Annotated in this window: 23 protein-coding genes and 1 pseudogene; 9 read left to right on the forward strand and 15 right to left on the reverse strand. The window is 59.0% G+C overall.

Annotation, left to right across the window (positions count from 1 at the left end; translation table 11 throughout):
* Window positions 1–28: 28 nt before the first annotated feature.
* On the reverse strand, window positions 29–760 hold the full coding sequence (locus tag ACEPAJ_RS17845; RefSeq protein WP_425916671.1) for a HugZ family protein: 732 nt from the start codon (window positions 758–760) through the stop codon (window positions 29–31).
* Window positions 761–944: 184 nt separating this feature from the next.
* On the opposite strand from ACEPAJ_RS17845, the gene ACEPAJ_RS17850 reads away from it, so the two are divergent.
* Window positions 945–1,703, forward strand: coding sequence for an SDR family oxidoreductase (locus tag ACEPAJ_RS17850; protein WP_425916673.1), 759 nt, complete (start codon window positions 945–947; stop codon window positions 1,701–1,703).
* 238 nt (window positions 1,704–1,941) lie between these two features.
* Window positions 1,942–3,786, forward strand: coding sequence for a hypothetical protein (locus ACEPAJ_RS17855; protein WP_223181899.1), 1,845 nt, complete (start codon window positions 1,942–1,944; stop codon window positions 3,784–3,786).
* A 62-nt stretch (window positions 3,787–3,848) separates the two neighbouring features.
* Here ACEPAJ_RS17855 and ACEPAJ_RS17860 read toward each other — a convergent pair whose 3' ends face one another.
* Both ACEPAJ_RS17860 and ACEPAJ_RS17865 read right to left on the reverse strand, forming a co-directional pair.
* Window positions 3,849–4,853, reverse strand: a complete 1,005-nt coding sequence (locus tag ACEPAJ_RS17860) for a DUF481 domain-containing protein (RefSeq protein WP_425916675.1) — start codon at window positions 4,851–4,853, stop codon at window positions 3,849–3,851.
* A 110-nt stretch (window positions 4,854–4,963) separates the two neighbouring features.
* Window positions 4,964–5,962, reverse strand: a complete 999-nt coding sequence (locus ACEPAJ_RS17865) for a DUF481 domain-containing protein (protein WP_425916677.1) — start codon at window positions 5,960–5,962, stop codon at window positions 4,964–4,966.
* Here ACEPAJ_RS17865 and ACEPAJ_RS17870 point away from each other — a divergent pair.
* Together ACEPAJ_RS17870 and ACEPAJ_RS17875 are read left to right on the forward strand one after the other, a co-directional pair.
* Complete coding sequence (locus ACEPAJ_RS17870) at window positions 5,961–6,353, forward strand: MGMT family protein (protein ID WP_425916679.1); 393 nt, start codon at window positions 5,961–5,963, stop codon at window positions 6,351–6,353. The genes ACEPAJ_RS17865 and ACEPAJ_RS17870 overlap by 2 nt on opposite strands.
* A 43-nt stretch (window positions 6,354–6,396) precedes the next feature.
* Window positions 6,397–7,941, forward strand: a complete 1,545-nt coding sequence (locus ACEPAJ_RS17875) for an AmpG family muropeptide MFS transporter (protein WP_425916681.1) — start codon at window positions 6,397–6,399, stop codon at window positions 7,939–7,941.
* 40 nt (window positions 7,942–7,981) lie between these two features.
* On the opposite strand, the gene ACEPAJ_RS17880 is transcribed toward ACEPAJ_RS17875, so the two are convergent.
* Window positions 7,982–8,809, reverse strand: a complete 828-nt coding sequence (locus ACEPAJ_RS17880; RefSeq protein ID WP_425916683.1) for a mechanosensitive ion channel family protein — start codon at window positions 8,807–8,809, stop codon at window positions 7,982–7,984.
* 112 nt (window positions 8,810–8,921) lie between these two features.
* On the reverse strand, window positions 8,922–9,401 hold the full coding sequence (locus ACEPAJ_RS17885; protein ID WP_425916685.1) for a YajQ family cyclic di-GMP-binding protein: 480 nt from the start codon (window positions 9,399–9,401) through the stop codon (window positions 8,922–8,924).
* Between the two features lie 151 nt (window positions 9,402–9,552).
* On the opposite strand from ACEPAJ_RS17885, the gene ACEPAJ_RS17890 reads away from it, so the two are divergent.
* Genes ACEPAJ_RS17890 through ACEPAJ_RS17905 form a run of 4 tightly spaced genes read left to right on the forward strand, consistent with a single transcriptional unit; the run spans window position 9,553 to window position 14,082 of the window.
* Complete coding sequence (locus tag ACEPAJ_RS17890) at window positions 9,553–10,518, forward strand: response regulator (protein ID WP_425916687.1); 966 nt, start codon at window positions 9,553–9,555, stop codon at window positions 10,516–10,518.
* 12 nt (window positions 10,519–10,530) lie between these two features.
* Window positions 10,531–11,439, forward strand: a complete 909-nt coding sequence (locus ACEPAJ_RS17895; RefSeq protein ID WP_425916689.1) for a putative 2-dehydropantoate 2-reductase — start codon at window positions 10,531–10,533, stop codon at window positions 11,437–11,439.
* A 46-nt stretch (window positions 11,440–11,485) separates the two neighbouring features.
* A complete protein-coding gene (locus tag ACEPAJ_RS17900) occupies window positions 11,486–13,504 on the forward strand; it encodes a sensor histidine kinase (RefSeq protein WP_425916691.1) in 2,019 nt (672 codons plus the stop codon).
* Window positions 13,505–13,506: 2 nt separating this feature from the next.
* On the forward strand, window positions 13,507–14,082 hold the full coding sequence (locus ACEPAJ_RS17905) for a cob(I)yrinic acid a,c-diamide adenosyltransferase (protein WP_425916693.1): 576 nt from the start codon (window positions 13,507–13,509) through the stop codon (window positions 14,080–14,082).
* A gap of 45 nt (window positions 14,083–14,127) precedes the next feature.
* On the opposite strand, the gene ACEPAJ_RS17910 is transcribed toward ACEPAJ_RS17905, so the two are convergent.
* The 8 genes and pseudogenes from ACEPAJ_RS17910 to ACEPAJ_RS17945 all read right to left on the reverse strand — a co-directional run bounded on the left by ACEPAJ_RS17910 (window position 14,128) and on the right by ACEPAJ_RS17945 (window position 23,079).
* The gene (locus ACEPAJ_RS17910) at window positions 14,128–15,021 is read right to left on the reverse strand and encodes an RluA family pseudouridine synthase (protein ID WP_425916695.1); all 894 of its coding nucleotides are present in this window, start codon (window positions 15,019–15,021) and stop codon (window positions 14,128–14,130) included.
* 56 nt (window positions 15,022–15,077) lie between these two features.
* Window positions 15,078–16,184 (reverse strand): HPP family protein, encoded by a 1,107-nt coding sequence (locus ACEPAJ_RS17915; protein ID WP_425918086.1) that lies wholly within the window; start codon window positions 16,182–16,184, stop codon window positions 15,078–15,080.
* Window positions 16,185–16,253: 69 nt separating this feature from the next.
* Window positions 16,254–17,195, reverse strand: a complete 942-nt coding sequence (locus ACEPAJ_RS17920) for a Nudix family hydrolase (RefSeq protein ID WP_425916697.1) — start codon at window positions 17,193–17,195, stop codon at window positions 16,254–16,256.
* On the reverse strand, window positions 17,192–17,824 hold the full coding sequence (locus tag ACEPAJ_RS17925) for a glutathione S-transferase family protein (protein WP_425916699.1): 633 nt from the start codon (window positions 17,822–17,824) through the stop codon (window positions 17,192–17,194). Before ACEPAJ_RS17925 ends, ACEPAJ_RS17920 begins: the two co-directional genes overlap by 4 nt.
* A 126-nt stretch (window positions 17,825–17,950) precedes the next feature.
* Window positions 17,951–19,168, reverse strand: a complete 1,218-nt coding sequence (gene argJ / locus ACEPAJ_RS17930) for a bifunctional glutamate N-acetyltransferase/amino-acid acetyltransferase ArgJ (protein ID WP_425916701.1) — start codon at window positions 19,166–19,168, stop codon at window positions 17,951–17,953.
* 135 nt (window positions 19,169–19,303) lie between these two features.
* A complete protein-coding gene (locus ACEPAJ_RS17935) occupies window positions 19,304–20,254 on the reverse strand; it encodes an SEC-C metal-binding domain-containing protein (protein WP_425918088.1) in 951 nt (316 codons plus the stop codon).
* Window positions 20,255–22,095 (reverse strand): annotated as a pseudogene (gene secA, locus ACEPAJ_RS17940) (preprotein translocase subunit SecA); the annotation flags it as partial.
* Window positions 22,096–22,152: 57 nt separating this feature from the next.
* Complete coding sequence (locus ACEPAJ_RS17945) at window positions 22,153–23,079, reverse strand: M23 family metallopeptidase (RefSeq protein ID WP_425916703.1); 927 nt, start codon at window positions 23,077–23,079, stop codon at window positions 22,153–22,155.
* 81 nt (window positions 23,080–23,160) lie between these two features.
* On the opposite strand from ACEPAJ_RS17945, the gene ACEPAJ_RS17950 reads away from it, so the two are divergent.
* Window positions 23,161–23,625 (forward strand): DUF721 domain-containing protein, encoded by a 465-nt coding sequence (locus ACEPAJ_RS17950; RefSeq protein WP_425916705.1) that lies wholly within the window; start codon window positions 23,161–23,163, stop codon window positions 23,623–23,625.
* A 137-nt stretch (window positions 23,626–23,762) separates the two neighbouring features.
* Here the strand turns inward: ACEPAJ_RS17950 and lpxC are convergent, their stop codons facing one another.
* Both lpxC and ftsZ read right to left on the reverse strand, forming a co-directional pair.
* The gene (gene lpxC / locus ACEPAJ_RS17955; RefSeq protein WP_274087499.1) at window positions 23,763–24,674 is read right to left on the reverse strand and encodes a UDP-3-O-acyl-N-acetylglucosamine deacetylase; all 912 of its coding nucleotides are present in this window, start codon (window positions 24,672–24,674) and stop codon (window positions 23,763–23,765) included.
* Window positions 24,675–24,786: 112 nt separating this feature from the next.
* Window positions 24,787–25,974 (reverse strand): cell division protein FtsZ, encoded by a 1,188-nt coding sequence (gene ftsZ / locus ACEPAJ_RS17960; RefSeq protein ID WP_274087500.1) that lies wholly within the window; start codon window positions 25,972–25,974, stop codon window positions 24,787–24,789.
* Between the last annotated feature and the right edge of the window lie 35 nt (window positions 25,975–26,009).

The following is a 26,009-nucleotide window of genomic DNA, read 5'->3' on the forward strand; positions in this document are numbered from 1 at the left end:
AGGTGAAGTATGGGGTATCGCGCTGAATTCAAGCTGAAGGCTGACCGTCGGTCGGCCAGGCTGCCGCGCGCGCCAGGGTTACCAAGGCCTGGCGCACCTCAAGCGGACTGTTACAGGATGTTGGAAAGGCCAGCCAGTGCACCCCTTGGGCAATACGCAGATGGAACCCTTCGCTGTCGATACCAACCAACTCGGCGGGGGCCTGAGCGGGCAAACCGGCCAGTTCGACGTAATGGGCGATCGCCACGGCATGATCGCTGTTCATGTGCTCGAGCATGCTGAGCTCACTGTCGCCGGCAAACGGATTGCTCAACGCCACCTGATCCAGCCAATGAATCGCGCCAAAACCACCGATATAACGCCAGCGCACTGGCTCCAGTCGCCAGAAATCGAAGTCATGTGCCTGGTGATAACCGCGCGATTCAGGGAAATAGCGGTAATAGCGCTGCGCGGCGGCCTCAATCTGCGCGCCATCCTGCAACGGTCGGGCTTCAGCGAGCAAGGTGAGGCGGCCAACCGCCTGCACATCCTCCGCGCCACGCTCGCCCACCAGCAGTGAGCATTTGCCGTCTTGTTTGAGATTGTGGGTGTGCTGGGCAATGCGGCTGATCAACATCAACGGATAACCGTCGGCATCCAGGCAATAGGGCACCACTGATCCGAAAGGGAAACCCGGCATGGCCTTGGAATGGGTGCTGAGCACGCCCCGGTATTCCTTGAGCAGCAATTCTCGGGCATGCTTGCCGGCTTTCACGCTCACCTTATGACTCCTTGCATAGAATCCGTCACTAACGGACAGGCGCTTTAGGATAACGGTTACAGCGCCGGCAAGGTTACACCGAAGAGCCGACTGAACCTCTCGAAGCAGGGCCAAACACTCTTAACGCGTTATGGCCGGCGCGGCAGCAGAGGTTGCAGCGGCTCCATTTACTTGGGGATAAGCAATGCAACTCAAAGACAAAGTGATCGTCATCACCGGCGGCTGCCAAGGCCTGGGTCGCGCCATGGCCGAGTACCTGGCCGAGAAAAGCGTCAAACTGGCGCTGGTCGACCTCAACCAAGAAAAGCTCGACGAAGCCGTGGCCGCGTGCAAAGCCATGGGCGTAGAAGCGCGTGCTTACCTGTGCAACGTCGCCAATGAAGAGCAAGTGACCCAGACCGTGGCGCAGATTGCCGACGATTTCGGCGCGATCAACGGCTTGGTGAACAACGCCGGCATCCTGCGCGACGGCCTGACCATCAAGGTCAAGGACGGCGAAATGACCAAGCTGAGCCTGGCCCAGTGGCAGTCGGTGATCGACGTCAACCTCACTGGCGTGTTCCTCTGCACCCGTGAAATCGCGGCGAAGATGATCGAGCTGAAGAACGAAGGCGCGATCATCAACATCTCCTCGATCTCCCGCGCGGGCAATATCGGCCAGGCCAACTACTCCGCCGCCAAGGCCGGTGTGGCAGCCGATACCGTGGTCTGGGCCAAGGAGCTGGCGCGTTACGGCATCCGCGTTGCGGGCGTAGCACCGGGCTTTATCGAAACCGAAATGGTTGCCAGCATGAAGCCGGAAGCGCTGGAGCGCATGACCTCGGTCATTCCACTGCGCCGTATGGGCAAGCCAGCCGAGATCGCTCACTCGGTAGCCTACATCCTGGAAAACGACTACTACACCGGTCGGATTCTGGAGCTAGACGGCGGCCTGCGCCTCTGAATTGCTTCGACTTGCTGCGCGTCGGCCAGACTGCGTTGAAATTGGGCTCGGGTTGCTCATTTACAGCTCGTAAACTCCGCACCCTCGCCCAATTTCGCCTTGCCTGGCTCTAGCTCGCAGAGTCGATACTTGAACTAAAAAAGCCCCGCAGATGCCGAGCCGTTCGCTTAATCTGTTGAAATTTTGAGGTGCATGGTCTTGTATGAGGCTATGCACCTCATCTTTTCAGGAGACAGCCATGGGGAAGAAATCTTCCCAAGGCCAAGCAGTCGAATCAGCGGATACGGCCAAGGCGAAAAATCCCCTCGCTGACGCAGATGGTGCACAAGCTGCTCGCAAGCAGCGCTCACCCGCAGCCCATCAGGGCATTCAGGTCAATTTCTGCAAAAATCCAATTTGCGCGAATTTTGGTTCGCCAGTAGGCGACAAGCTTTCTCGTTCCCAAAATCCATACCGAATCGCAGCCTCAGGAAAAGGCTTGCCGGTTGGTTATTGCTATAGCTGCAACGAAAGCTTTCCCCTGAAAAGTAACAAAGGTATCCATGAAGAGCTAGAGCGGATGTTGGCTTTCTTGGTTGAAGCCACGGTGCAATCTTGCTGCCCGGTTGACGGTTGTTCCAATCATGCAATGCCAGTCTCCAGCGGTAAGGCCTTCTACTCTGCATTTGGGGTGACCAGTACGGGCAGCCAACGTTACCTCTGCAAAGGCACGGTAGATGGCAAGCCATGCGGCAAAACCTTTTCCGTTGCCAGTAAATCAACCAGCCGCCAGCGCCTGACTCACAAGAACAAGAGCATCTTCAAGCTAATCGTCAACAAGGTGCCAGTGCGCAGGATTGCCGAAATTGAAGAAATCGCCCTGCAAACGGTCTACGACAAGATCGACTTTATCCATCGGCAGTGTTTGGCCTTCGCCAGTGAGCGGGAGTCGAAACTTCCTGATATGCCCATTCGTCGCCTGTACATCAGCGTGGATCGCCAGGATTACGTGATCAACTGGTCTCGGCGTGATGATCGGCGTAACACGGTGGTTTCGGCTGTTGCGTCAGCCGATAACACCAGTCAGTACATTTTCGCCATGCATCTCAATTTCGACCCTCGACTTGATCCAGAGGCCATTGAGGAGGATGCCAAGCAGATCGCCGACATCAACCTGCCGACTCCTCACCGTAAGTATGCAAGGCTCTGGATGGCCTCTGACTATTTAGCTTCCATGGCTGCATCGAAGAAATCCAAGGCATCTGGCAGCCTGGAAGGTGATATCGCTGCGACCTACTCCAGCTCTGAGAAGCGAGAGGATGTCGAAATCTCGGATGAGCCTACCAAAGACGAAAAGCTGCCGGATCGGGGCATGCAAACTCATTCCGAGTACACCCTGTACGGCCACTTCCTGTATTTGCGTCACCTGCTGGCCAGTGTCGAAAAGCTCAGGTTCTTTCTCGACCAGGACTCGGGGATGCGGGCGGCATGCTTGGCAGCGTTCCAAGAAGGAATCAAATCCCGTCGAGTCGATGCCTTTTACGTGAGGATCAACAAGATGATGACCGTGGATCAGAAGCGCAGGCTGATCAATGAGTCGAATAAGGCTATCGCCAAGGTGATGAAAGAGAATCTCGGCTTGAACAAGCGAGAGGCCGTCTTGATGCTGCTCAAGCAGCGTATCGAGGAGGCAAAGCTCATCGGAAAATGGAAGGATCGCTGGGTGTTTCACCCGCTGGCAACGATGAACGAGCCTGAAAAGGCCTTATGCCATCTGACCGACCTAGGTGACCTTGAGCCTGATCACGCAGCTTGGCTTTACAACAGAGCCAGCCTGCACGGTGTCGATTCGTACTTCAACCGAGTTAGGCGGCGTCAGTCGCTCCTGGAACGGGGCATTTCATCCCAATCGAATACTGGACGGGTCTGGAGTGGTTACGCGCCGTACAGCCCAAATCAGGTTCAAAAGCTGCTCGATATCCTGCGAGTGGTACAGAACTACGTGCTGAAGGGCGGTAAGGACAAGAAAACACCGGCTATGCGCCTTGGATTAGCCAAAGGCCCAGTGAAATACGAGGATATCCTGTACTTCACCGGGCCTTAGGTTTTCAACAGATTAAGCGAACGGCTCGCGCAGATGCGGGGCTTTTTGTTTACGGCCTCAGCTTACCAGCCGACGCCAAAACCCAAGCTATAACGGGTTTCATCCAGCTCGCCTTCCGAACCACTAACCAGGTCTTTCTCGGCCTTCATATTCAGCGAGGCCCAGTCGGTCAGCTTGTAGCGCAGCCCTACGGCAGCATCCAGGGTGTAGTCCGCCACATTGGCCAGCGGCTTACCCACCTCACCATCGCTGAACAACTCGACACTCTTACCGATCAGGTAGCGGTTGTAATCCCACTTCATGCTCACCGCATAGAAGTTGTCACGCTCGCCATTGTCGTACTCATAGTCCGACCGGTTAAGCAGGCCCGCCACGGAGAAGGCGCCCAGTTCGTTGTCCCAGAACTGATAACCAGGACCGGTACCCAATGTACGCTGACGCCGCACGTCTTCAATGCGATCACGCTTGTACTCCATGCGCCCCTGCCAGAACCATTTCTCCGTAAGGAAACGGTCCAGCGCATATTCGGCGCTCCAGTTATCGGTGGTCACCACGTCATCCTGGAACTCACGGTTGTATTCCGCTTGCGCGTTGTGCCGCCACAGCCCGTGGCGCGCCTGGGTTTTCAGGCTGACGTCATAGTCGTCGGTGTCGCGTTCGGCACGCTTGTAGTCCAGCGCGGCATCAACATTGCCTTTCCAGACAAGGTCCTCAACCAATGGCTTGGGCTTGAGGATCTGCTGAATGCTGGCCAACTCAATGGTCTTGGGCGCCTCGCCATTGACCAGCGTGACCTTGCCAGGCTCCGCCGCCTGCAGGGCTTTTGCCCGCTCGCCGCTGATGGCACTTTCCTTGACCAGCAATTCCTGATCACTTTCCAGGGTGGCGATCTTGTTCCAGCTCAGGGCAATGGCGCCGCCGTAGTCGGTTACCAGCAGCAGCTTGCCACCGTCGTAGAACCTGATCTTGCCGGTCAACCGGTCACCGTTTTTCAACCAAACGGTGTCCGCCAATGCGGGTGTGGCAGCAAGCGTAAGGGCCAAGCAAAGCAGCGTTCTGGAAAACATAGGAAGAGGCTTTCTATCTAGATGTGTGCGTAGGGCCGCGCATTATCCGTACGCACGATGCCAGAGCAAGCACTGACCGACAGATGTACTGTGAGTTCACCCTATCCGTCCTACCAGCCGACCCCCACCCCCAACAAATAGCGCCGCTCACTTGCGGACTGACCAAGCCCGCGCACCTGATCCAGCTCGTACAGCAGCGACAGCCGTGCCCATTGATTCAGGCGGTAACGCAGGCCTATTTCACTGTCGAGTACGTAGTCGATCTGCTTGATATCCGGCAGCTGCAGCTCGGCCGTGCTGTAAAACTCCAGCCGGGTCCCCCAGAGCAAGCGCTTGTAATCCCAAGACAATGAGTAGGTATTGAGCGCCAGATCGGCATCGCGGGTTTGCAGTTGCAAACGATTGAATTGACCAACCACATCCAGCCGACCTAATTCGTTGTCCCAGAAACGATAACCCGGGCCTGTTCCCAGCGAACGCTGACGGGTGAAGAAGGCGAACTCATCCTCATTTTGTTCGGCACCGACCCGCCAGAACCAGTTATCCGTGATAAAGCGGTCAAGGTCGTATTCCAACTGCCAGTTGTCTGCGGTTTTCGCCCCATTCTTGACCTTACGCTCGAGCTCACCGCTGAGCACGTGCCGCCAGCGTCCATGTTCCATGCGTGTATTGCCCTTGAGCTTCCACTCGTCGGTGTCGTTGTCATCGCGCTCCATATCGAGCTTGGCATCCAGATTGCCCTCCCAAAGGCGGTCCTGCAGTACCGGTTTTGGTGGAATCAACCGTGTGATGCTGGCCAGCGGTACCGTTTGCGTGCGCTCACTGACCACCCGCACCATGCCCTTGCCGGCGGCTTCCAGCTGATTGCTGCGCTCGCTGTCGAGGCCCTGACGCCGAACCAGCAGGGGTTTGTCCGAGCGCAGGGTGTCGATATCCTTCCAGGCAATCAGCACCTGTCCGGCATATTTAGTCTTCAGGGCCAGTTTTCCACCATCGAGTAGAACTATCTCGCCGCTCAGACGGTCACCATTGTTCAGCCACACCGTGTCCGCCCACGCAGGCGCGGCCAGACTAAAAATCAGTAAACACACCAGGTTACGTAGCAGCATGTTGGAAAAGCCAGATAGCGAACCAGGACAGGTGCCGAAGCATGCCGCGCCAGGTCAGCACACAGCAAGCCAGACAGAGCGCTGCACGGCACTTTATGCAGCGCTGAGCCTCATACCCGCAGGCCGCGTGGTGAGCTACGGACAACTGGCCACCTTTGCAGGCTTGGGCCGCGCCGCGCGCTGGGTCGGGCGCACCCTCAGCCAGCTCCCGGACGGCACAACCCTGCCGTGGCACCGGGTCATTTGCGCAGGCGGGCGTCTCGGCTTGCCTGCCGGTAGCCACGCCGGCGCAGAGCAGCGCAGCCGCCTACGCGAGGAAGGTGTGCAAATCCATAACGATCGGGTGGATATGCCGCGCTATGGCTGGCGCCCAACAGAGCACAGCGGTTAGAGTGCGCCCTTTGTTAGGTCAATCTCAGGCTGATACCCCTTCAATGCCTCGTAAAAGCTGGCGTGATGCCATTGCTGCCTACTCCAGCCCGTCGACATTGGTGCTGCTCCTGCTAGGGTTCGCCGCCGGCCTACCCTACATGCTGGTGTTTTCGACCCTTTCCGTGTGGTTACGCGAAGCCGGTGTGGCGCGCGACACCATTGGCTTTGCCAGTCTGATCGGCCTGGCATACGCCTTTAAATGGGTCTGGTCGCCCCTGCTCGACCAATGGCGCCTGCCGCTATTGGGCAAGCTGGGACGGCGACGCTCCTGGCTGGTGCTGTCACAGATCCTGATCGCCATCGGCCTGGCCGGCATGGCCCTGTGTGACCCACAAACCCACCTAACCTGGCTGATTTCCCTGGCCGTACTGGTGGCCTTCGCCTCGGCCACCCAGGACATAGCCGTCGACGCCTATCGCCTGGAAATTGTCGACGACAGCCGTCAAGCCGCCCTAGCCGCGAGCTATATGGCCGGCTACCGCGTTGCCGCCCTGCTCGCCACCGCCGGCGCGTTATATTTCGCAGAAGGCTTTGGCTCCACCGCCCTGCTCTACCAGCACGGCGCCTGGGCAGGTACCTACATGCTGTTTGCCATGTTGATGCTCCCCGGGCTGCTGACCAGCCTGTGGATGCGCGAGCCGGATGTGCCGCTGCGCACCCAACTCGCCGCAGCGCGTTATGGCTTCAGCCATCAGATTGCCTCGGTACTGGTGTTGATTGTGCTGCTGGTGTCGGTACCGGCGATGTTCACCCAGTTTTATTACACCGACTTTGCCAGCCTAGTTAATGGCCAGAACAGCGTGCTCGACTTGCTGCTGGAAGACCGCGCCTTTCTGCGCGCCCTGCTCTACACCATTCTCAGCGCCCTGTGCTTGTCGTCCATGGGGCGTCGCGGCCTGGCGCCGGTGCTAACGCCGGTCAACGATTTTATTACCCGTTACCGCTGGCAGGCCTTCCTGCTGCTGGGCCTGATTGCCACCTATCGCATGTCGGACACCGTGATGGGCGTAATGGCCAACGTGTTCTATATCGACCAGGGCTTTACCAAGGATCAGATCGCCAGCGTCAGCAAGCTATTTGGCCTGGTGATGACGCTCGTGGGGGCCGGGGTCGGCGGCTTGCTGATCGTGCGCTTCGGCATTATGCCGATCCTGTTTATTGGCGGCGCCGCCTCGGCAGCAACTAACCTGCTGTTCCTTATGCTCACAGGCATGGGCGCGGACCTGCAGATGTTGATCGTGACCATTTCTGCCGACAACTTTAGCGCTGGCCTGGCGACCGCTGCTTTCGTCGCCTACCTGTCGAGCCTGACCAACCTGAAATTCTCCGCCACCCAGTACGCCCTACTCAGCTCAATCATGTTGTTGTTACCACGACTGATCGGTGGTTATTCAGGCGTGATGGTGGAAACATTCGGCTACGCCCAGTTCTTCCTAGTGACCGCTGCACTGGGTGTCCCGACCTTGATCCTGATTATTCTGCAATGGCGACGCGAGCGAACGCAGGCCGTTGACAGTGCGGTACAAACACCATCCGAACACGCATAAAAAAGCCCCGCATTAGCGGGGCTTTTTTATGCTGAGATGCTTAGTTTGCCTGCACCAAATGCACCACGCGCTGCGGGAATGGAATACCAATACCCGCCTCGTCCATGCGTTCCTTTGTCTGCTCAGTAAAGGCGAAAGTGACCGGCCAGAAATCGGGAGTTGCCACCCACACCCGCAAAGACAGGTTGACCGCACTGTCACCCAGCCCGGTCACAAACACCACGGGAGCGGGTTCGCTGTGCACGCGCGGGTCTTTGGCGATTTCCAGGAGCACGTCACGCGCCGTTTTGATATCGCTGGAGTAATCGATACCCACATTAATGTCGACGCGACGCTTAGGCTCGCGCGAATAGTTGGTGATATGACCATTCGACAAGCTGCCGTTGGGCACGATCACCACTTTGTTATCGGCGGTTTTCAGTGTGGTATGGAAAATCTGAATGCTGTCGACACTGCCCGACACGCCCTGTGCCTCGATCCAATCGCCGGCCCGGAACGGACGAAACAGCATGATCAAGACGCCGCCCGCGAAGTTTGCCAGGCTGCCTTGCAAGGCCAGGCCAATGGCCAGACCGGCGGCACCGATAACGGCTATAAAGGAGGTGGTTTCCACCCCAACCATCGAGGCCACGCTGACCAGCAGCAGCACTTTCAGCACGATGCCGACCAGGCTGCAGATAAAACTGCCGAGCGCCCGGTCCACCTGACGCATGTCGAGTACACGGCCAATACTGCTGACGAGCTTACTGACCAACCACCAACCGATCAGCAAAGTGATCAAAGCCAGGGTCAGCTTGCCACTGTATTCCAGCACGACGGGCAACCAGGCTTCCGACATTTTCACGACTTGTTCGACGTTAAATTCCATTTGTTAATCCTTTTTAAAGCCTAAAAACAAACCGCCACGGCAAGCCGTGGCGGTTTTACTGCACTTACACCGTTGCGACGCCTGCTCGACGCCAAGGTTCAATACTCACGCATTAATCGCGGAAGTTGTTGAACTGCAAGGGCATACCGAAATCCTTGGTGCGCAGGGCGGCAATTGCTTCCTGCAGGTCATCACGTTTCTTCCCGGTAATACGCACCTGCTCGCCCTGGATTGCAGCCTGAACCTTGAGCTTGCTGTCCTTGACGTGCGCGACGATCTTCTTCGCCAGGTCCTTCTCGATGCCTTCGCGCAAGATCACCTCTTGCTTGACGCTCTTGCCCGATGGGTAGGCGTCCTTAAACTCCAGGCACTGCACGTCAATCTTGCGTTTGACAAGGCAGAGCTTGAGAATCTCAACCATCTGCTCCAACTGAAAATCCGCATCGGCTGTCAGGTTGACAGTCAGCTCTTTCAGCTCAAAGCTACCTTTACCGCGCAGGTCATAACGACGGTCCAGCTCTTTGATGGCGCTGTCGATGGCGTTGGTCACTTCATGTTTGTCCAACTCGGACACCACGTCGAACGAGGGCATGGGCTTACTCCTGATAGACGGCGCGCCCTGCATCACGAATGGGGCACGCCTGGCTTGACGGTAAAAAAACCCGACCATTATATAATGCTAGCGACACACACTGCCCGGCGAAGTACCGGGCCCACGTGATTTCCCTTTAGCGAGCCTGCCCATGTCGAACCCCCACCTGAGTATTTTGGTCGTCGATGACGCCAAGTTCTCCAGCGCCATGATCGGGCGAGCCCTGAGCCAGGCGGGTTATCAGGATCTACGCTTCGCCAGCAGCGCCGCCGAAGCCATCAAACTGCTCGAACAGCGCCCCGCCAGCGTTTTATTGGCCGATTGGCTGATGCCGGAGATGAATGGCCTGGAGTTGACCGTGCAGGTGCGTCAGTTCGACGAAATGGCTCACCACTACACCTACGTCATCCTGCTCACCGGCAAGGAAGGCGAAAACGTACTGAGCGAAGCCTTCGACAGCGGTGTTGATGATTTCATTAGCAAAGCGGCCATGAACGAGCAACTGCTGCCACGGGTCTTCGCCGCCGACCGTCTGTGCAACAGCCTGCAGCGCCTACTGCAAGAGAATCGCCTGCTCACCGACAACATCGCCAGCCTGGAGCAACGCAACCTGATCGACCCGCTCACGGGCCTGGGTAACAACCGCTATTTACATCAGAAGATGCTCGACAGCCTGCGCCAGATTGAATCCCGTGGCGGCGCGCTGTGTTACCTGCTGATTGGCTTACAGGACGTTCATAGACTGCACCAGCAGCATGGCGAAGCCTTTTATAACGAGCTGCTGAGCGGTGTTTCCCGACGCCTGCAGCAGTTAGTGCGGCCACTGGATGTGTTGGTGCGTCTGGATGAAAACCACTTTGGCCTCATCACCCTGCTAAGCGACCTGCACGAGTGTTCGCCCAGCAGCTTTAAACGCCTGCACGATGGCATCAACCTCAAGGCTTTCAAAACCAGCGAAGGTTTTATCAGTCTCAAAGCCGGGATCAGCCTGGTAGGCCTCGACGCCAAAGGCCTGCCTTGTACTGCGGAGCAAATCACTCAACACGCCGAGAAATTGCTGAGCGAGTCTTACAGCAGCGGCCGCGTAACGGCAGTGCGTCTGCCGTTGCCGCAGTAGCCCGCGCTGAGCATGTGGCATATCCTCGGGGCCGGCAGCCTGGGCACCCTGTGGGCAACTCGTCTGGCGCGGGCAGGCCTGCCGGTGCAGCTGATCCTGCGTGATGCACAACGCCTACGCAGCTATCAACACGCCGGCGGCCTGACCCTCATTGAACAAGGCCAGGCCCAGCGCTTCGCCATCGCGGCCCAAACAGCCGCCGATCCGCAACCGATCCAGCGCCTGCTGCTGGCCTGCAAAGCCTACGACGCCGCCACCGCGGTGAGCCAACTGGCGCCACGCTTAGTCGACGGTGCAGAAATTCTATTGCTGCAAAATGGCCTGGGCAGCCAGGACGAGGTCGCGCGCGCGGCCCCACATGCGCGCTGCATTATGGCGTCCAGCACCGAAGGCGCGTTTCGCCAGGCGGATTTCCAAGTGGTGTTTGCCGGCCACGGCCATACCTGGCTCGGTGACCCGCTTGATGTGCAGCCTCCGGTCTGGCTGGCTGATTTACAACGCGCCGGTATTGCCCATGACTGGAGCCTGGATATCCTCAGTCGCTTGTGGCGCAAACTGGCGCTGAACTGCGCCATCAACCCCCTTACCGTGCTGCATGACTGCCGCAATGGCGGGCTGCGCGAGCACCCGGCGCAAGTCGCCTGCCTGTGCAGTGAGCTGAGTGAGTTGCTGCGGCGCTGCGGCCACAGTGCGGCCGCCGAAAACCTGCATGACGACGTGCAGCGAGTGATCCTGGCCACCGCCGCAAACTTTTCCTCCATGCACCAAGATGTCAGCCAAGGCCGACGCACAGAAATCGCCTACCTGCTGGGTTATGCCTGCGATGCCGCGCAGCGCCACCAACTGCTGCTGCCCCATTTAAATGCCCTGCACAGCCAACTGCTCACGCACCTCAACGCACGCGGATTGCCCAGTTACTGAGCCGCGCGTTAACCTGCCGACACGCTCACCACCGACACACCTCGCCATGCCCCTGCGTCAGCGCCTTGAAAATCTCCCGGTCGGCCGCAAATTGCTGGTCGCTCTGCTGGCATTGCTAGCCACCGTACTGCTGGTCGCCAACCTGGCCTTTATCAGCGCCGCTTACTGGATTTCCCAGGAAAGCATGGCGCCCCAAGCGCTGCACACCCTCGGCCGGCTGATTGCCAGCCCACAGTTGAGCAAACATGCGCTGAGCTCTCCCACCGCGGCCAAAGCCTTGCTCAAGCGCCTGGATGACTACGCACCGCTGCGCGCGGCGATGATTTATGACGCCGACGGCCTGAGCCTGGCGCAGCTGCAGCGCGGCAGCAAACTGCAGCTGCCGCAGCACATTGAAGAGGTCGAGTCCTGGCGGCACAGTGAGTTCCGCATCAGTCAGTTAATCGAGTTACCCCAAGACACCGGCCATTCCGGCCATTTACTGCTGGTCGCCTCCAGCGAACTGCCAGGGGTGTTCTACACCGGCACACTGACCGCGAGCCTGGTGATTCTCGCCCTGAGCGTCGTGCTCTGGCTGATTGTCTCGCGCCAGGTACGCCGCCTGATCACCCGACCGATCCGCCGCCTGGAAGAACTCTCACGCCAAGTCACCCGCGAGGAGAACTACGCCCTGCGCGCACGCCGCGGCAACGCCGACGAAATCGGCGGCCTGGCCGATGCCTTCAACACCATGCTGGTGCGCATCGAAGCCCGCGAGCAACAGCTCAAGCGCGCCCGTGATGACGTCCAACAAGCCTTCGACCAGGCCCAGCACCTCGCGGAAGAAACCCGCCACTCCAACCGTAAACTGGAGCTGGAAGTGCAGGTGCGCAGCAAAATCGAGAAAAAGCTCACTGGTTTTCAGAACTACCTCAACAGCATCATCGACTCCATGCCCTCGGCCCTGATCGCCCTCGACGAGCAGCTCTATGTGACGCAGTGGAACCAGGAAGCCAGCAGCCTGTCAGGCACCCGCCTGGACGAAGCACTGAATCAGCCGATTTTCCTCGCCTTCCCGCCGCTCAAGCCCTTCCTGCCGCAGCTAAAACGCACTGTCGAACAGCATCAAGTGGAAAAAATCGAACGCGTCACCTGGGGCAGCAATGAACAACCTCTGCACTTCGCCTTGACCTTCTACCCGCTGACCGGCAGCAGCGGCCGTGGCGTGGTGATCCGCATCGACGACATCACCCAGCGCCTCAACCTCGAAGAAATGATGGTGCAGTCAGAGAAGATGCTCTCCGTGGGTGGCCTCGCCGCCGGCATGGCGCACGAGATCAACAACCCGCTGGGGGCCATCCTGCATAACGTGCAGAACATCCGCCGGCGCCTGTCACCGGAGCTGGAAAAAAACCGCGAACAGGCCGAACAAGCCGGCATCTGCCTGGAAGCCATCGACCGTTACCTGCAGGCCCGAGAGATCCCGCGCCTGCTCGATGGCATTCAGCAGGCCGGTAGCCGCGCCGCCAAGATTGTCAGCCACATGCTCAATTTCAGCCGCCGCAGTGATCGTCAACTCGCCCCATGCCACTTGCCGGCGCTGATCGACCAAGCCGTGGAAATCGCCAGCAACGACTTTGACCTGACCGATAGTTTTGACTTCAAGAGCCTGAACATTCAGCGCGAGTTCGCGGCCGATCTACCCGCCGTACCCGCCACCGCCAACGAACTGGAGCAGGTGCTGCTCAACTTGCTGAAAAACGCCGCCCAGGCGATTCATCAGCGCAGTGACAGCCAAGTACCAGGGCAGATCATTCTGCGAGTACGCCTGGCCGGGGCCTGGGCCGAGATCCAGGTCGAAGATAACGGCGTCGGTATGCCCGAGTCGGTGCGCAAACGCATCTTCGAGCCGTTCTTCACCACCAAGGAAGTCGGCCAGGGCACCGGCCTCGGCCTATCGGTTTCTTACTTCATCATCACCAATAACCACAAAGGGCAGATGGAGGTGCAGTCCAAACCCGATCAGGGCACCTGCTTCACCCTGCGCCTGCCGCTGCCAACCGCCACTCCTGATACAGGCATCTGAATATGGGCTACCGACTCTCGAAGATTTATACCCGCACCGGCGATACCGGCGAAACCGGCCTGGCCGACGGCCGCCGCGTGACCAAGGACCACCCGCGCGTGGATGCCATGGGCGAGGTGGATACGCTAAACAGCCAGATTGGCTTGCTGCTCGCCGACCTGGCCGAGCAACAGGCTAAATGCACGGGCCTGGGCGAGATTATCGAGGTGCTCGCGCCCTGCCAGCACCGCCTGTTTGATCTCGGTGGCGAACTGGCAATGCCCGACTATCAGGCGCTCCAGACGCCGGAAATCGAGCGCCTGGAAGCGGCCATCGACCGCTGGAACGAAGAAGTCGGACCGCTGGAGAATTTCATCCTGCCCGGTGGTTCACGGCTGATTGCCCAAGCGCATGTTTGCCGCAGCCTGGCCCGTAGCGCCGAGCGCCGCTGCCAACACCTGAATGCGGTGGAACCGATTCGCGGCGTCGGCCTGGCCTACGTCAACCGCCTCTCTGACCTGTTGTTTGTCGCTGCCCGCGTGATCGCCAAGCGTCAGCAGATTGATGAAGTGCTGTGGCAGGCCGCCAAAAAGGAATAACCCGAGCCCGGAGGCCGCGCGGGGAAACACCCTCGAATTACAGCCTCAGAGCAGGCTGAGCTGGCTTTCGAAACTGCGCCGCTGCCCCGTCAGCGGATCATCGAACGCCAGCCCGCGCGCCAGCAGCTTCAACGGTTTGCTGTAGTCATCAGGGCTATCAGGGGCGTCGGTGACCTCAGGGTAGAACGGGTCATTAACAATCGGCGCGCCCAGCGCGGCCAGGTGCACGCGCAACTGATGCTTCTTGCCCGTCACCGGGTAGAGGCGGTACAGCCAGTGTTCGCCCAGACGCTGGGCGACCTCGATACGGGTTTCGGTGTTGGCTTCCCCCGCCACTTCCTGCATGCGGAAAAACGGCTCAGCCGCGTCCAGCCGCGTGGCGCGTAGCAACGGGAAGGTCAGCTGCGGCAGGGCGGCCGCCAAGGCCTCGTAGCACTTGTCCATCTGCCGCAGGCGAAACAACGCCTGGTACTGGCCGCGGCTCTGGCGGTTGGTGGAAAACAGCACCAGACCCGCGGTATGCCGATCGATGCGATGTAAGGGCACCAGATCGGCATTGCCCAAACGCTTGGCCAGACGCGCCTGCAATGTCTGCTCGACATACTCGCCGGCCGGCATCACCGGCAGAAAATGCGGCTTATCGGCGACCAACACATGCTCATCGACATACAGCACGCTTTCCTCGAACGGAATCGGCGTCTCGGCGGGCACTTCGCGGAAGTAATGCACCTTGAACCCTTCGCGATAGACCGTCAGCAGGCTGATTGGCTGCCCCTGGGCGTCCAACACCCGTCCACGGGCGATACGTTCCTGCCACACCGCCGGCTTAATCGCCGGGAAGTGTGCGCATAGGCACTCGAACACCGTCGCCCAGTTGCCACGCGGCAGGTGCAACGTACTGGGGCGCATATTCGAGGGGGAACGAGCATCTATCGACATGGACACACTCAACAGCCAGACAGCGGAAAGCCCACAGGATAACCCAGATGCAGCGGTCAGCTGCCTGCGGCGGCCGCTCCAGAGCCTTGCAAGGCCATACGGAAGATGGCCGCCAGCAGGTCGGACTGGCTGACAATCCCCACAACCCGCCGCGCGTCGTCGATCACCGGTACCTGATGCATATCCGCGTCGGTGAGCATCTGCAGCAGGTCGGTGACCGGCCAATCCGCACGACAGCTTGGCACCTCACGGCGCATGCAGGTGCTGACATCCTCGGCATCAGCATGCGCCTGCAACACCTCATGCAGCCCAAGCATGCCGAGCAGCTGGCCCTCGGCGTTAACCACCGGCAGCGCAGTCAGGCGGTGCTCATACAAGCGGGCGCGGGCGGCGTCCAGGCCTGTCAGAGGACTCAGTGTCTGCACATCACGAGACATGATGTCGGCGCAGCGCACCTCACCAAAACGCCGCTGATAGGCCCGCGCTTCGGTTTGCAGAAAAATCTCTTCGAGGTCTTCGCGGGAAATATCGAGCAGTTCGCCACGGGCTTCGAGTACGGCGCTCAGGTCGTCTGGGGTAAAGCCCAGACGCTCACGCGGGAGCGGATCGCGGGTCTTGTGCAGGTTGCCATGTTCAAGGGGGCGGTGCGGGTATTGCCGGCGTAAGGCGTTGTTGAACAGCAACGCAATCAGCAGCAGGCCCAAGGAGTTCAGCCCGACCGGATAGAGGGCGAAGTGGTAACCCAACTCGGCCACTTGCGGGCCTGCCAGCACTGCCGTCAGCGCCACCGCGCCACCCGGCGGGTGCAGGCAACGCAACGCAAACATCGCCGCAATCGCCAGGCCACCCGCTAATGCTGCCACCCAGGCATCGTGTCCAAGCACAGTGGCGCAGGTGACCCCGATCAGGGCAGAGATCAGGTTGCCGCCGATAATCGACCACGGCTGTGCCAACGGGCTGGCCGGCACCGCAAACAGCAGCACCGCCGACGCGCCCATTGGCGCTATCAGCCATGGGCTGGCATTACCCAGCACCTCATAAGACAGCCAACCACTGAACAGCAGCCCGAGCACTGCACCCATACAACTCAGCACACGCTCGCTGAAACTGACCATCATCGGCGCAGGCCAGAAGCCCCTCATCCACGCCTTGAAACTTTGCACCGTCAACTGCCCACCTGTAACGCACCATTTGAGGGCGCGACTATAACGCCCTTTTCCCAACGGCTGCAGTTACTCTGGCCAGAACGCACGAATACCCGCCACGCCCTGTGCTCCAACCTGCCAAGCCCGCTCAACGTCGCTTGGGGTCACCCCGCCCAGCAGGTAGGTCGGCTGATTAAAGCCCTGCAATAACGTGGCAACCTGCGTCCAGCCCAGCGGCTGAGCATCGGGATGGGTGTGCGTCGCCTGTACGGGCGACAGGGTGATGAAGTCCACGCCCATCTGCGCAGCCAAGGCGAGCTCGTCTGCCGAATGACAGGATGCCGCCAACCAGCGCTCGCGTGGAAACGGCCGCCCCGCCGCGCTCAACTCGCGCAATTGCCGCGCCGTCAGATGCCAACCGGCTGCCGGGAAGTCCCCCAGCCACTCCAGTGGTCCTTTGAGCATCAGTTGTGCCTTTCCTGCGCACAGCCCTAAAGCGTCGACGGCAATATCACGGTACTGCGCATCGAACATCGCCGGCGCGCGCAATTGCAGCAGGCGAATACCGTTTTTCAACGCTGTTTGAATGCCACGTAGCAGCTCAGGCCCGCTCAAGCCCTCTGGGGTGATCAGGTAGCGCTCGGGCAAGCGCGCGGCCGCAACAATCGGCCGGTTAGCGGCCGGGAACTCATAGTCGCCGAGCTGCCGGGGGCTGACCCAGGCCAGTGGCTGGCCTTCGGCGCCGTGGGGTTCACCGGTAAAAGCCGAGACGTCCCAGACATCCAGCAATACCTGCTTGTCTGGGTAGTCGTGACGTACCTGAATCAACGGCCGGGCTGTGCTGGGGCGAATACCCAGCTCCTCCTCCAGCTCACGCGCCAAAGCCGCCTGAACTGTTTCCCCGGCCTCGACCTTGCCGCCAGGAAACTCCCAAAAACCGCCTTGGTGTTGATCTTCGGCACGTTTGGCGAGCAGGATTTGCCCGTCTTCGCCGCGAATGACTGCAGCAGCTACATGAATACGCTTCACGCCAGATATTCCTCCTGGGCGGCTTGATACCAGCGCTGAAACGCCGGCCATTGATAGATTGTCTCGACATAGGCAGCCGCCTCAGCCGGCAGCACCACCTGATAACTGCGCAAACGCGCCGCCACCGGGGCAAAGCAGGCATCCGCCAGGCTCGGCCGGCCAAACAGGAAGCTGCCACCCTGAGCAAAGCGCTGCTGGCACTCGGCCCACAAAGCGCACACGCGCTGAATATCGGCCATGGCATCGGCCGGTATTTCGGGTAAGGCTTGGTTACGCTTGAGGTCCATCGGTAGGTGGCTGCGCAGCGCGATAAAACCACTGTGCATCTCGGCGCAGGCACTGCGAGCCAGCGCACGCGCCGCTTGCCCCTGCGGCCACAGCTGGGCCGCGGGGAAACACTCGGCCAGGTATTCGCCAATCGCCATGGAGTCCCAGATGGCGCCGTCGTCAGTGATCAGCAACGGCACCTTGCCGGTCGGCGAGTGCTGCAGAATCTGTGTGCGAGTCTCGGGCCGGTTCAGGGCGATCAGCTGTTCGCTATAGGGCGCACCGGTGAGTTCCAGGGCCAGCGCCGCACGCAGCGACCAGGACGAATAGGTTTTGTCGCCGATAACCAGAGTAAGAGACATGGGCTGCGCTCGAGGCAGGAAGGTCAAACGACCTTAAAAGGCGCCCCCTGCAATAGCAAATTCTCGTTGTTCATAGCGGCATGAACAACGGGAATGCGGGCCGCCAAACAGCAGGTACGTGGCAGATCAGGTGCGGTATTCAGCGTTGATCTTCACGTACTCATGGGACAGATCGGTGGTCCAAATGGTCTCGCTGCAGCTGCCACGCCCCAACTCAATGCGGATGGTGATTTCTTCCTCAGCCATCACCGCAGAACCCTGCTCTTCGGTGTAGCTGGCCGCGCGACAGCCGCGGCTGGCGATGCACACGTCACCCAGGAACACGTCGATCAAGCTGACATCCAGCTGCGCCACACCGGCACGACCGACGGCGGCGAGAATGCGCCCCCAGTTTGGATCGGAGGCGAACAGTGCCGTCTTGATCAGCGGCGAATGCGCCACGGCGTACCCCACATCCAGGCATTCCTGATGGGTTGCACCGCCATTCACCTGAACGGTGACGAACTTGGTTGCACCCTCACCGTCACGCACGATGGCCTGTGCCACGTCCATGCACACACTGAATACCGCTTCTTTGAGCTTGGCGAACAGGTCGCCACTTGTCTGGGTGATCTCTGGCAGGGCCGCCTGACCGGTGGCAATCAGCATGCAGCAATCGTTAGTCGAGGTGTCGCCGTCGATGGTGATGCGGTTGAACGACTTATTCGCCGCGTCGCGCAGCAAATCCTGCAGTACGCCTTGGGCAACCTTGGCGTCAGTGGCGATGTAACCCAGCATGGTCGCCATGTTCGGCTTGATCATGCCGGCACCCTTACTGATACCGGTCACGGTGACTGTCACGCCATCATGCACGAACTGGCGACTCGCGCCCTTGGCCAGGGTGTCGGTGGTCATAATGCCGGTCGCGGCATCTGCCCAATTGGCCTCGGACAAGTTATCCAGCGCGGCCTGCAGCGCGCCTTCGATCTTCTCAACCGGCAACGGCTCGCCGATGACCCCGGTGGAAAACGGCAGCACCGCCCCTTCCTCAACGCCAGCCAGCTGAGCAAGGGCAGCGCAGGCACGTGCCGCATTCTGCAAACCTGGCTCACCGGTGCCAGCGTTGGCATTACCGGTGTTGGTCAGCAGGTAACGCACGCTGCCCAGCACACGCTTCTTAGCCAGAATCACGGGCGCTGCGCAGAACGCATTGAGGGTGAACACCCCCGCTACGCTGGAGCCCTCGGCACATCGCATGACTACCACATCTTTACGCCCAGGACGCTTGATGCCCGCAGAAGCGATGCCCAATTCGAAACCTGGAACCGGGTGCAGGGTAGACAATGGGCCAAGACCAACAGCCATAGGGAACACTCCTTGAGGGGTAGGACATGAGAGATGGTAAAACGCCGCGAGCGGTCGAACCGTTCGCGGCGTTATTCAAGCGGGGCCAAGCATAGCCAACGTCACTGTCGGCGCAACCCGCTCTACACAGTCGGTTTAGTTAACCTGGCCGTGGCAGTGCTTGTACTTCTTGCCGGAACCACACGGGCACGGCTCGTTGCGACCAATCTTCGGTTCAGTGCGCACAGGCGCCACAGCCACCGCTACATCACCCTCTTCTTCAGAGGTTTGCTGCGGCAGGGCCGAGGCGTCCGCGTGCTGAAACTGCATGCGCTCAGCCAATGCCTCGGCCTCGCGACGCAGACGCGCCTCTTCTTCGACCGGATCTTCGCGGCGCACCTGCACATGCGACAGCACGCGGATGGTGTCGCGCTTGATCGAATCCAGCAACTCTTGGAACAAGGTGAAGGACTCGCGCTTGTATTCCTGCTTGGGGTTCTTTTGTGCATAGCCGCGCAGGTGAATACCGTGGCGCAGGTGATCCATGGTCGACAGGTGGTCTTTCCACAGGTCGTCGAGCACACGCAGCAGAATCTGCTTCTCGAAGGTACGCAGCGCCTCGGCACTGGCCTCGATTTCCTTCTCGTTGTAGGCCTTGATCAGCTCTTCAAGAATGCGCTCACGCAGGGTCTCTTCATACAACTTGTGATCATCGTCAAGCCACTGCTGAATCGGCAGACGCAGGTTGAAGCTGGTGTACAGCGCTTCTTCTAGACCGGCGATGTCCCACTGCTCAGGCAGCGACTGTGGCGCAATGTGTTCGTTAACCAGGCTCTCGACTACTTCGCGGCGGAAATCGGCAATAGTTTCGCCAATGTTGTCAGCGGCGAGCAGGGTATTGCGCATGTGATAGATCACCTTGCGCTGCTCGTTCGCCACGTCGTCGTATTCCAGCAGCTGCTTACGCATGTCGAAGTTGCGGCCTTCAACCTTGCGCTGAGCCTTCTCGATGGCATTGCTGACCATGCGGTGCTCGATGGCCTCGCCAGGCTGCATACCCAGGGCCTTCATAAAGTTCTTCACCCGGTCCGAGGCGAAGATACGCATCAGGTTGTCTTCCAACGACAGGTAAAAGCGACTGGAACCTGGGTCACCCTGGCGGCCGGCACGACCACGCAGCTGATTGTCGATGCGTCGCGATTCATGACGCTCAGAAGCAATTACATGCAAGCCACCGGCTTCAATCACCTGCTGGTGACGCTTCTGCCAATCGGCTTTGATCTGTGCAATTTGCTCAGGCGTAGCGTTCTCTTGGTTGGCAACTTCAACTTCCCAGTTACCCCCAGCAAGATGTCGGTACCGCGACCCGCCATGTTAGTGGCAATGGTTAGCGCGCCCGGACGACCGGCCTGGGCAATGATCTCGGCTTCCTTCTCGTGGAACTTGGCATTCAGCACTTTGTGCTCGATGCCTTCCTGATTGAGCAGCGCCGACATGTGCTCGGACGTTTCGATAGTCGCCGTACCGACCAGAACGGGCCGGCCTAGCGCCATGCTTTCCTTGATGTCGGTAACGATGGCGGCGTACTTCTCGTCCGCAGTAAGGTAGACCAGGTCGTTGAAGTCTTTACGCGCCAGGGCACGGTTAGTCGGGATTACGATCACCGCCAAGCCGTAAATCTGATGGAACTCGAACGCTTCGGTATCAGCCGTACCGGTCATGCCGGACAGCTTGTTATACAGGCGGAAGTAGTTCTGGAAGGTGGTCGAAGCCAGCGTCTGGCTCTCAGCCTGGATCGGCAAGCCTTCTTTGGCTTCGATGGCCTGGTGCAAACCCTCAGACAAACGACGACCCGGCATGGTACGACCGGTGTGTTCATCGATGAGCAGCACTTGGTTGTTCTGCACGATGTATTCAACGTTGCGGTTGAACAGTTTGTGCGCACGCAGCCCGGAATACACATGGGTCAGCAGGCCCAGGTTGTGTGCGGAATACAGGCTCTCGCCCTCAGCCAGCAAACCGACTTCGGTAAGCATTTCTTCAACAAACTGGTGGCCGGCTTCATTCAGCTCAACCTGGCGAGCCTTCTCATCAAGCTTGTAATGGCCTTCCTGAGTGACGACGCCCTCTTCTTCCTCAACATGAAGCTTGAGGCGCGGGATCAGCTTGTTGACCTCGGTGTAAAGGCGCGAACTGTCTTCGGCCTGACCAGAGATGATCAACGGGGTGCGCGCTTCATCGATCAGAATGGAGTCAACTTCGTCGATTACAGCGAAATTCAGCTCACGCTGGAATTTATCGTCCAGGCTGAACGCCATGTTGTCGCGCAGGTAATCAAAACCGAATTCGTTGTTAGTGCCGTAGGTAATATCGGCCGCGTAGGCTTCACGCTTCTCTTCCGGCGGCATAAATGGGGTGACAATCCCCACGGTCATGCCAAGGAATTCATACAGCGGACGCATCCAGTTGGCATCGCGGCGGGCCAGGTAGTCGTTGACCGTGACCACATGCACACCCTTACCGGACAGCGCATTGAGGTACACCGCCAGGGTCGCCACCAGGGTCTTACCCTCACCAGTGCGCATCTCGGCGATCTTGCCTTCGTGCAAGGTCATGCCACCAATCAACTGCACGTCGAAGTGGCGCATGCCCATCACCCGCTTGCCGGCTTCGCGGGCTACCGCAAAGGCTTCGGCGAGCAGCTGGTCGAGGGTTTCGCCTTTAGCCAGACGGGCTTTGAACTCATCCGTCTTGGCTCGCAGTTGCTCATCGGAAAGGGCAAGCATCTGCTCCTCGAAGGCATTGACGGCGCTTACCGCCTTGAGCATGCGTTTGACTTCACGCTCGTTCTTGCTTCCAAAGAGTTTCTTTAACAAAGGCGCAAACATATCGACAGGATCTTCCAGGCGTATGGATTGAGGGCTACTGAACAGCGACCCATGCAGCATTTTTGGCTGCGTGCGAGGTGGGCATTCTACTCGGAAACGCTAATGAGGAAAGCGGCGTTATTCGACGCTGCCCACTCGGGCGATGTAGCTGGCCGGATTAACCACCCGACCATTCTTGGTGACTTCGAAGTGTACATGGTAACCACTGGCGCGCCCGCTGCGACCAACCCTGGCAATCGTTTGGTCGCGCTGCACCAGATCACCAATCTGTACCAAGTTACTCTGGTTGTGCGCATACAGCGTGGTGTAGCCGTCGGCATGACTGACCTCCACGACATTACCATAACCGGACTTTACCCCAGAGAAGCTCACCACACCCGCAGCAACAGCGACCACATCACTGCCTGGCTTGGCGGCAAAATCGACACCTTTATGCTGAGTATTACGCCCGGTGAGCGGGTGTACGCGGCGGCCAAAAGGTGAAGACATGTAGCCATTGCGCACTGGCATACCTGACAGGTATTCGGCTTCGCTCAGCTGGCGCTCGCCGATCAACTGCTCAAGCACCTCCAATAACTGCTCACGACTGTCCAGGCGCAGGCTCAAGCGGTCGAGTTCATCCATAAACAGCGGCGGCGCATAAGCCGCATCGCCCAAGCTATCTTCAGCACCGCCCTGACCAACATTGAGCGAAAAGTCGAATTCACTGGCATCAAGATCCGCCAACTCGGTCAGCCGCGCACCCAGCGCGTCCAGACGCGTTAGCCGCGCCTGCAGCTCGGCCACATGAGCAGCGAACGCATCCAGCTGGCGCTGTGCATCCAGACGCACGGCGCCCACTTCGGCACGCTGTTGATCGAGCACCTGATTAATTTGCGTATCGTCCTGCACCCTAACAGTGGCGGGCGCCCACCAGGCCCCCACAGCCACACCACTGGCCAGCGCGGCACCGAGCGCTAGCAACACTACCAACAGTAGCCCGCGCAAATTTAGGCTGAGTGAACGGGCGGCACCGTGGTGCCGGCTGAGTAATATGATCTGCACTGCATTCCCCTAACGGTGAAGGCACAGCCGGCAGCAGTGATTCTGCTACCATGCTGACTTCACTTTCTCAGGCGTCCTGCCATGACATTTCGTCCTTTGCCGGCCCGGGCTCCAGCCGCACTCTTGCGCGAAGCGAAGCCTCTGAAAGCGCTGTTCAATCAAGCGCAACGCATTGATCGCTTGCAACACTTACTCGAGAGCCAACTGCAGCCGGCAGCTCGCGAACACTGCCATGTAGCGTCATGGCGCGAAGGCTGCCTGCTGCTGATAATCACCGATGGCCATTGGGCCACACGCCTGCGCTATCAACAAAAACGCTTGCTGAAACAGCTACAGGCACTCGAAGAGTTCGCGACCTTAACGAAGATTCTGTTCAAGGTGCAACCTCCGACTGCTGAAAGGCGTGCGCCAAGTCGCACAATGAATTTGTCCAGCAGCGCCGCAGAAAACATCCAATCTACCGCCGAGGGCATCAGCGACCCCAAACTCCGCGCAGCCCTAGAACGCCTGGCAAAACACACCCAAAGCGACAAACCGACGGACTAAAAAATCCGGCCAACATGCCCTATACGCATGCTTATCCGGGCGCTACGACTGCTCATCGATTGGCCTCCAGCTCCGACAATCGATAAAAAAAGGCCACCCGAGGGTGGCCTTAGAAAGCAAAGAAGGAAGGTCGTACGTTACACCGCCGCAACCGGGCGCATGTAAGAGATTGGCGCGGTATTGGGGTCATCAAAAGTGACAACTTCCCACGCATCGGTTTGCTCAATCAGGGTGCGCAGCAGAAGATTATTCAACGCATGACCCGATTTGAAACCTTTGAACTCGCCAATCAGGCTGTTACCCAGCAGGTAAAGATCGCCGATCGCATCGAGAATCTTGTGCTTAACGAATTCGTCCTCATAACGCAGGCCGTCTTCGTTCAACACGCGGAACTCATCCACTACGATGGCGTTATCCACGCTGCCGCCGAGCGCCAGGTTCTGTGAACGCAGGAACTCGATATCACGCATAAAACCGAACGTGCGAGCGCGACTTACTTCCTTCACGAATGACGTGCTGGAGAAGTCGACGCTGGCCGACTGGGTGCGATTGCGGAACACAGGGTGATCGAAATCGATCTCAAAGGTCACCTTGAACCCTTCGAAAGGCACAAAAGTGGCGCGCTTGTCGCCATCTTCAACCGTGACTTCACGAAGGATACGAATGAACTTCTTGTGGGCGTCCTGCTCTTGCAGACCAGCCGATTGAATCAGGAATACAAAAGGACCCGCACTGCCATCCATGATCGGCACTTCGGATGCGGAGAGCTCGACGTAGGCGTTATCGATGCCCAGGCCAGCCATGGCCGAAAGCAGGTGCTCTACCGTATCCACCTTGACATCACCATTGACCAGCGTGGTCGACATGGTGGTTTCACCGACATTCCCTGCACGCGCGGGAATTTCCACGACAGGGTCCAGGTCGGTACGACGGAACACGATACCGGTGTCCACTGGTGCCGGCTTTAGGGTCAGGTATACCTTTTCCCCGGAATGCAGGCCTACGCCAGTGGCGCGGATGATGTTCTTCAGGGTGCGTTGTCTGATCATGGATTGGACCGCTATAGCACTAGTTGCGAATAGTTTTCAACAATGGCCGGCGATGATAGCAGAACCGGCCTTTGCTGAACACCAATCGTCCCAATACTCCTGATACATTTCATCAATCGGCCTGACGACGCAGGAAGGCCGGAATATCCAGGTAATCCAGATCATCCTGCGGATTCATCTTGGCCGCAGTGGCTGCGCCGCCGTGGCTTTGACGCTGAACAGTAGGACGCTCGTAATCTTTGTAATTGACGCTTTGCTCGCCACGCGCCGGTGCGGCTGCGTTGCTATGAGCGTTGGCAGAAACCTGCACAGTATTGTCGATAACCTTGACCGGCTTCTCGATACGCGCACCCAGACCGGTGGCCACTACGGTGACGTGCAGCTCGTCGCGCATGTCCGGATCGATCACGGTGCCGACCTTGACGGTGGCGTGCTCGGAGGCGAACTGCTCGATGATGTTACCCACGTCGGAGTACTCACCCAGGGACAGGTCAGGACCGGCAGTGATGTTCACCAGAATACCGCGCGCGCCTTGCAGGTTGACGTCTTCGAGCAATGGATTGCGAATGGCCGCTTCGGTGGCTTCACGCGCACGGTTCGGACCGCTGGCGCAGCCAGTGCCCATCATCGCCATGCCCATTTCGCTCATCACGGTTTTCACGTCGGCGAAGTCGACGTTGATCATGCCCGGACGCTTGATGATGTCGGAGATACCGCGCACGGCACCCGCCAGTACATCGTCAGCCTTAGCGAACGCGGACAACAGGCTGGCGTCCTTACCGAGGATGGTCAGCAGTTTTTCGTTAGGGATGGTGATCAGCGAGTCGACACTTTCCGACAACGCGCGGATGCCTTCTTCGGCGATCAGCATGCGCTTCTTGCCTTCGAACGGGAACGGACGGGTCACCACCGCAACGGTGAGGATGCCCATTTCCTTGGCCACTTGAGCGATTACTGGGGCTGCACCGGTACCGGTACCGCCGCCCATGCCGGTGGTGATAAAGACCATATCGGTGCCCTGCAGCACTTCAGCGATACGCTCGCGATCTTCCATAGCAGCCTGACGGCCAACTTCTGGGTTAGCACCCGCACCGAGCCCTTTAGTCACTGCAGTGCCTAGCTGCAGAACAGTGCGTGCGCCGATGTTTTTCAGTGCCTGTGCATCCGTGTTGGCGCAGATGAACTCAACGCCTTCAATGTTGTTTTTCGCCATATGGTTGACAGCATTACCGCCGCCGCCGCCCACGCCGATGACCTTGATAACCGCACTTGCTGGAGCGCTGTCTACGAGTTCAAACATTTTCCCTCTCCTTTACTTTCTAGTTATAACGCCTA

Origin of the sequence: Pseudomonas sp. GWSMS-1, assembly GCF_049847425.1 — a bacterium.
Taxonomy (GTDB): domain Bacteria; phylum Pseudomonadota; class Gammaproteobacteria; order Pseudomonadales; family Pseudomonadaceae; genus Aquipseudomonas.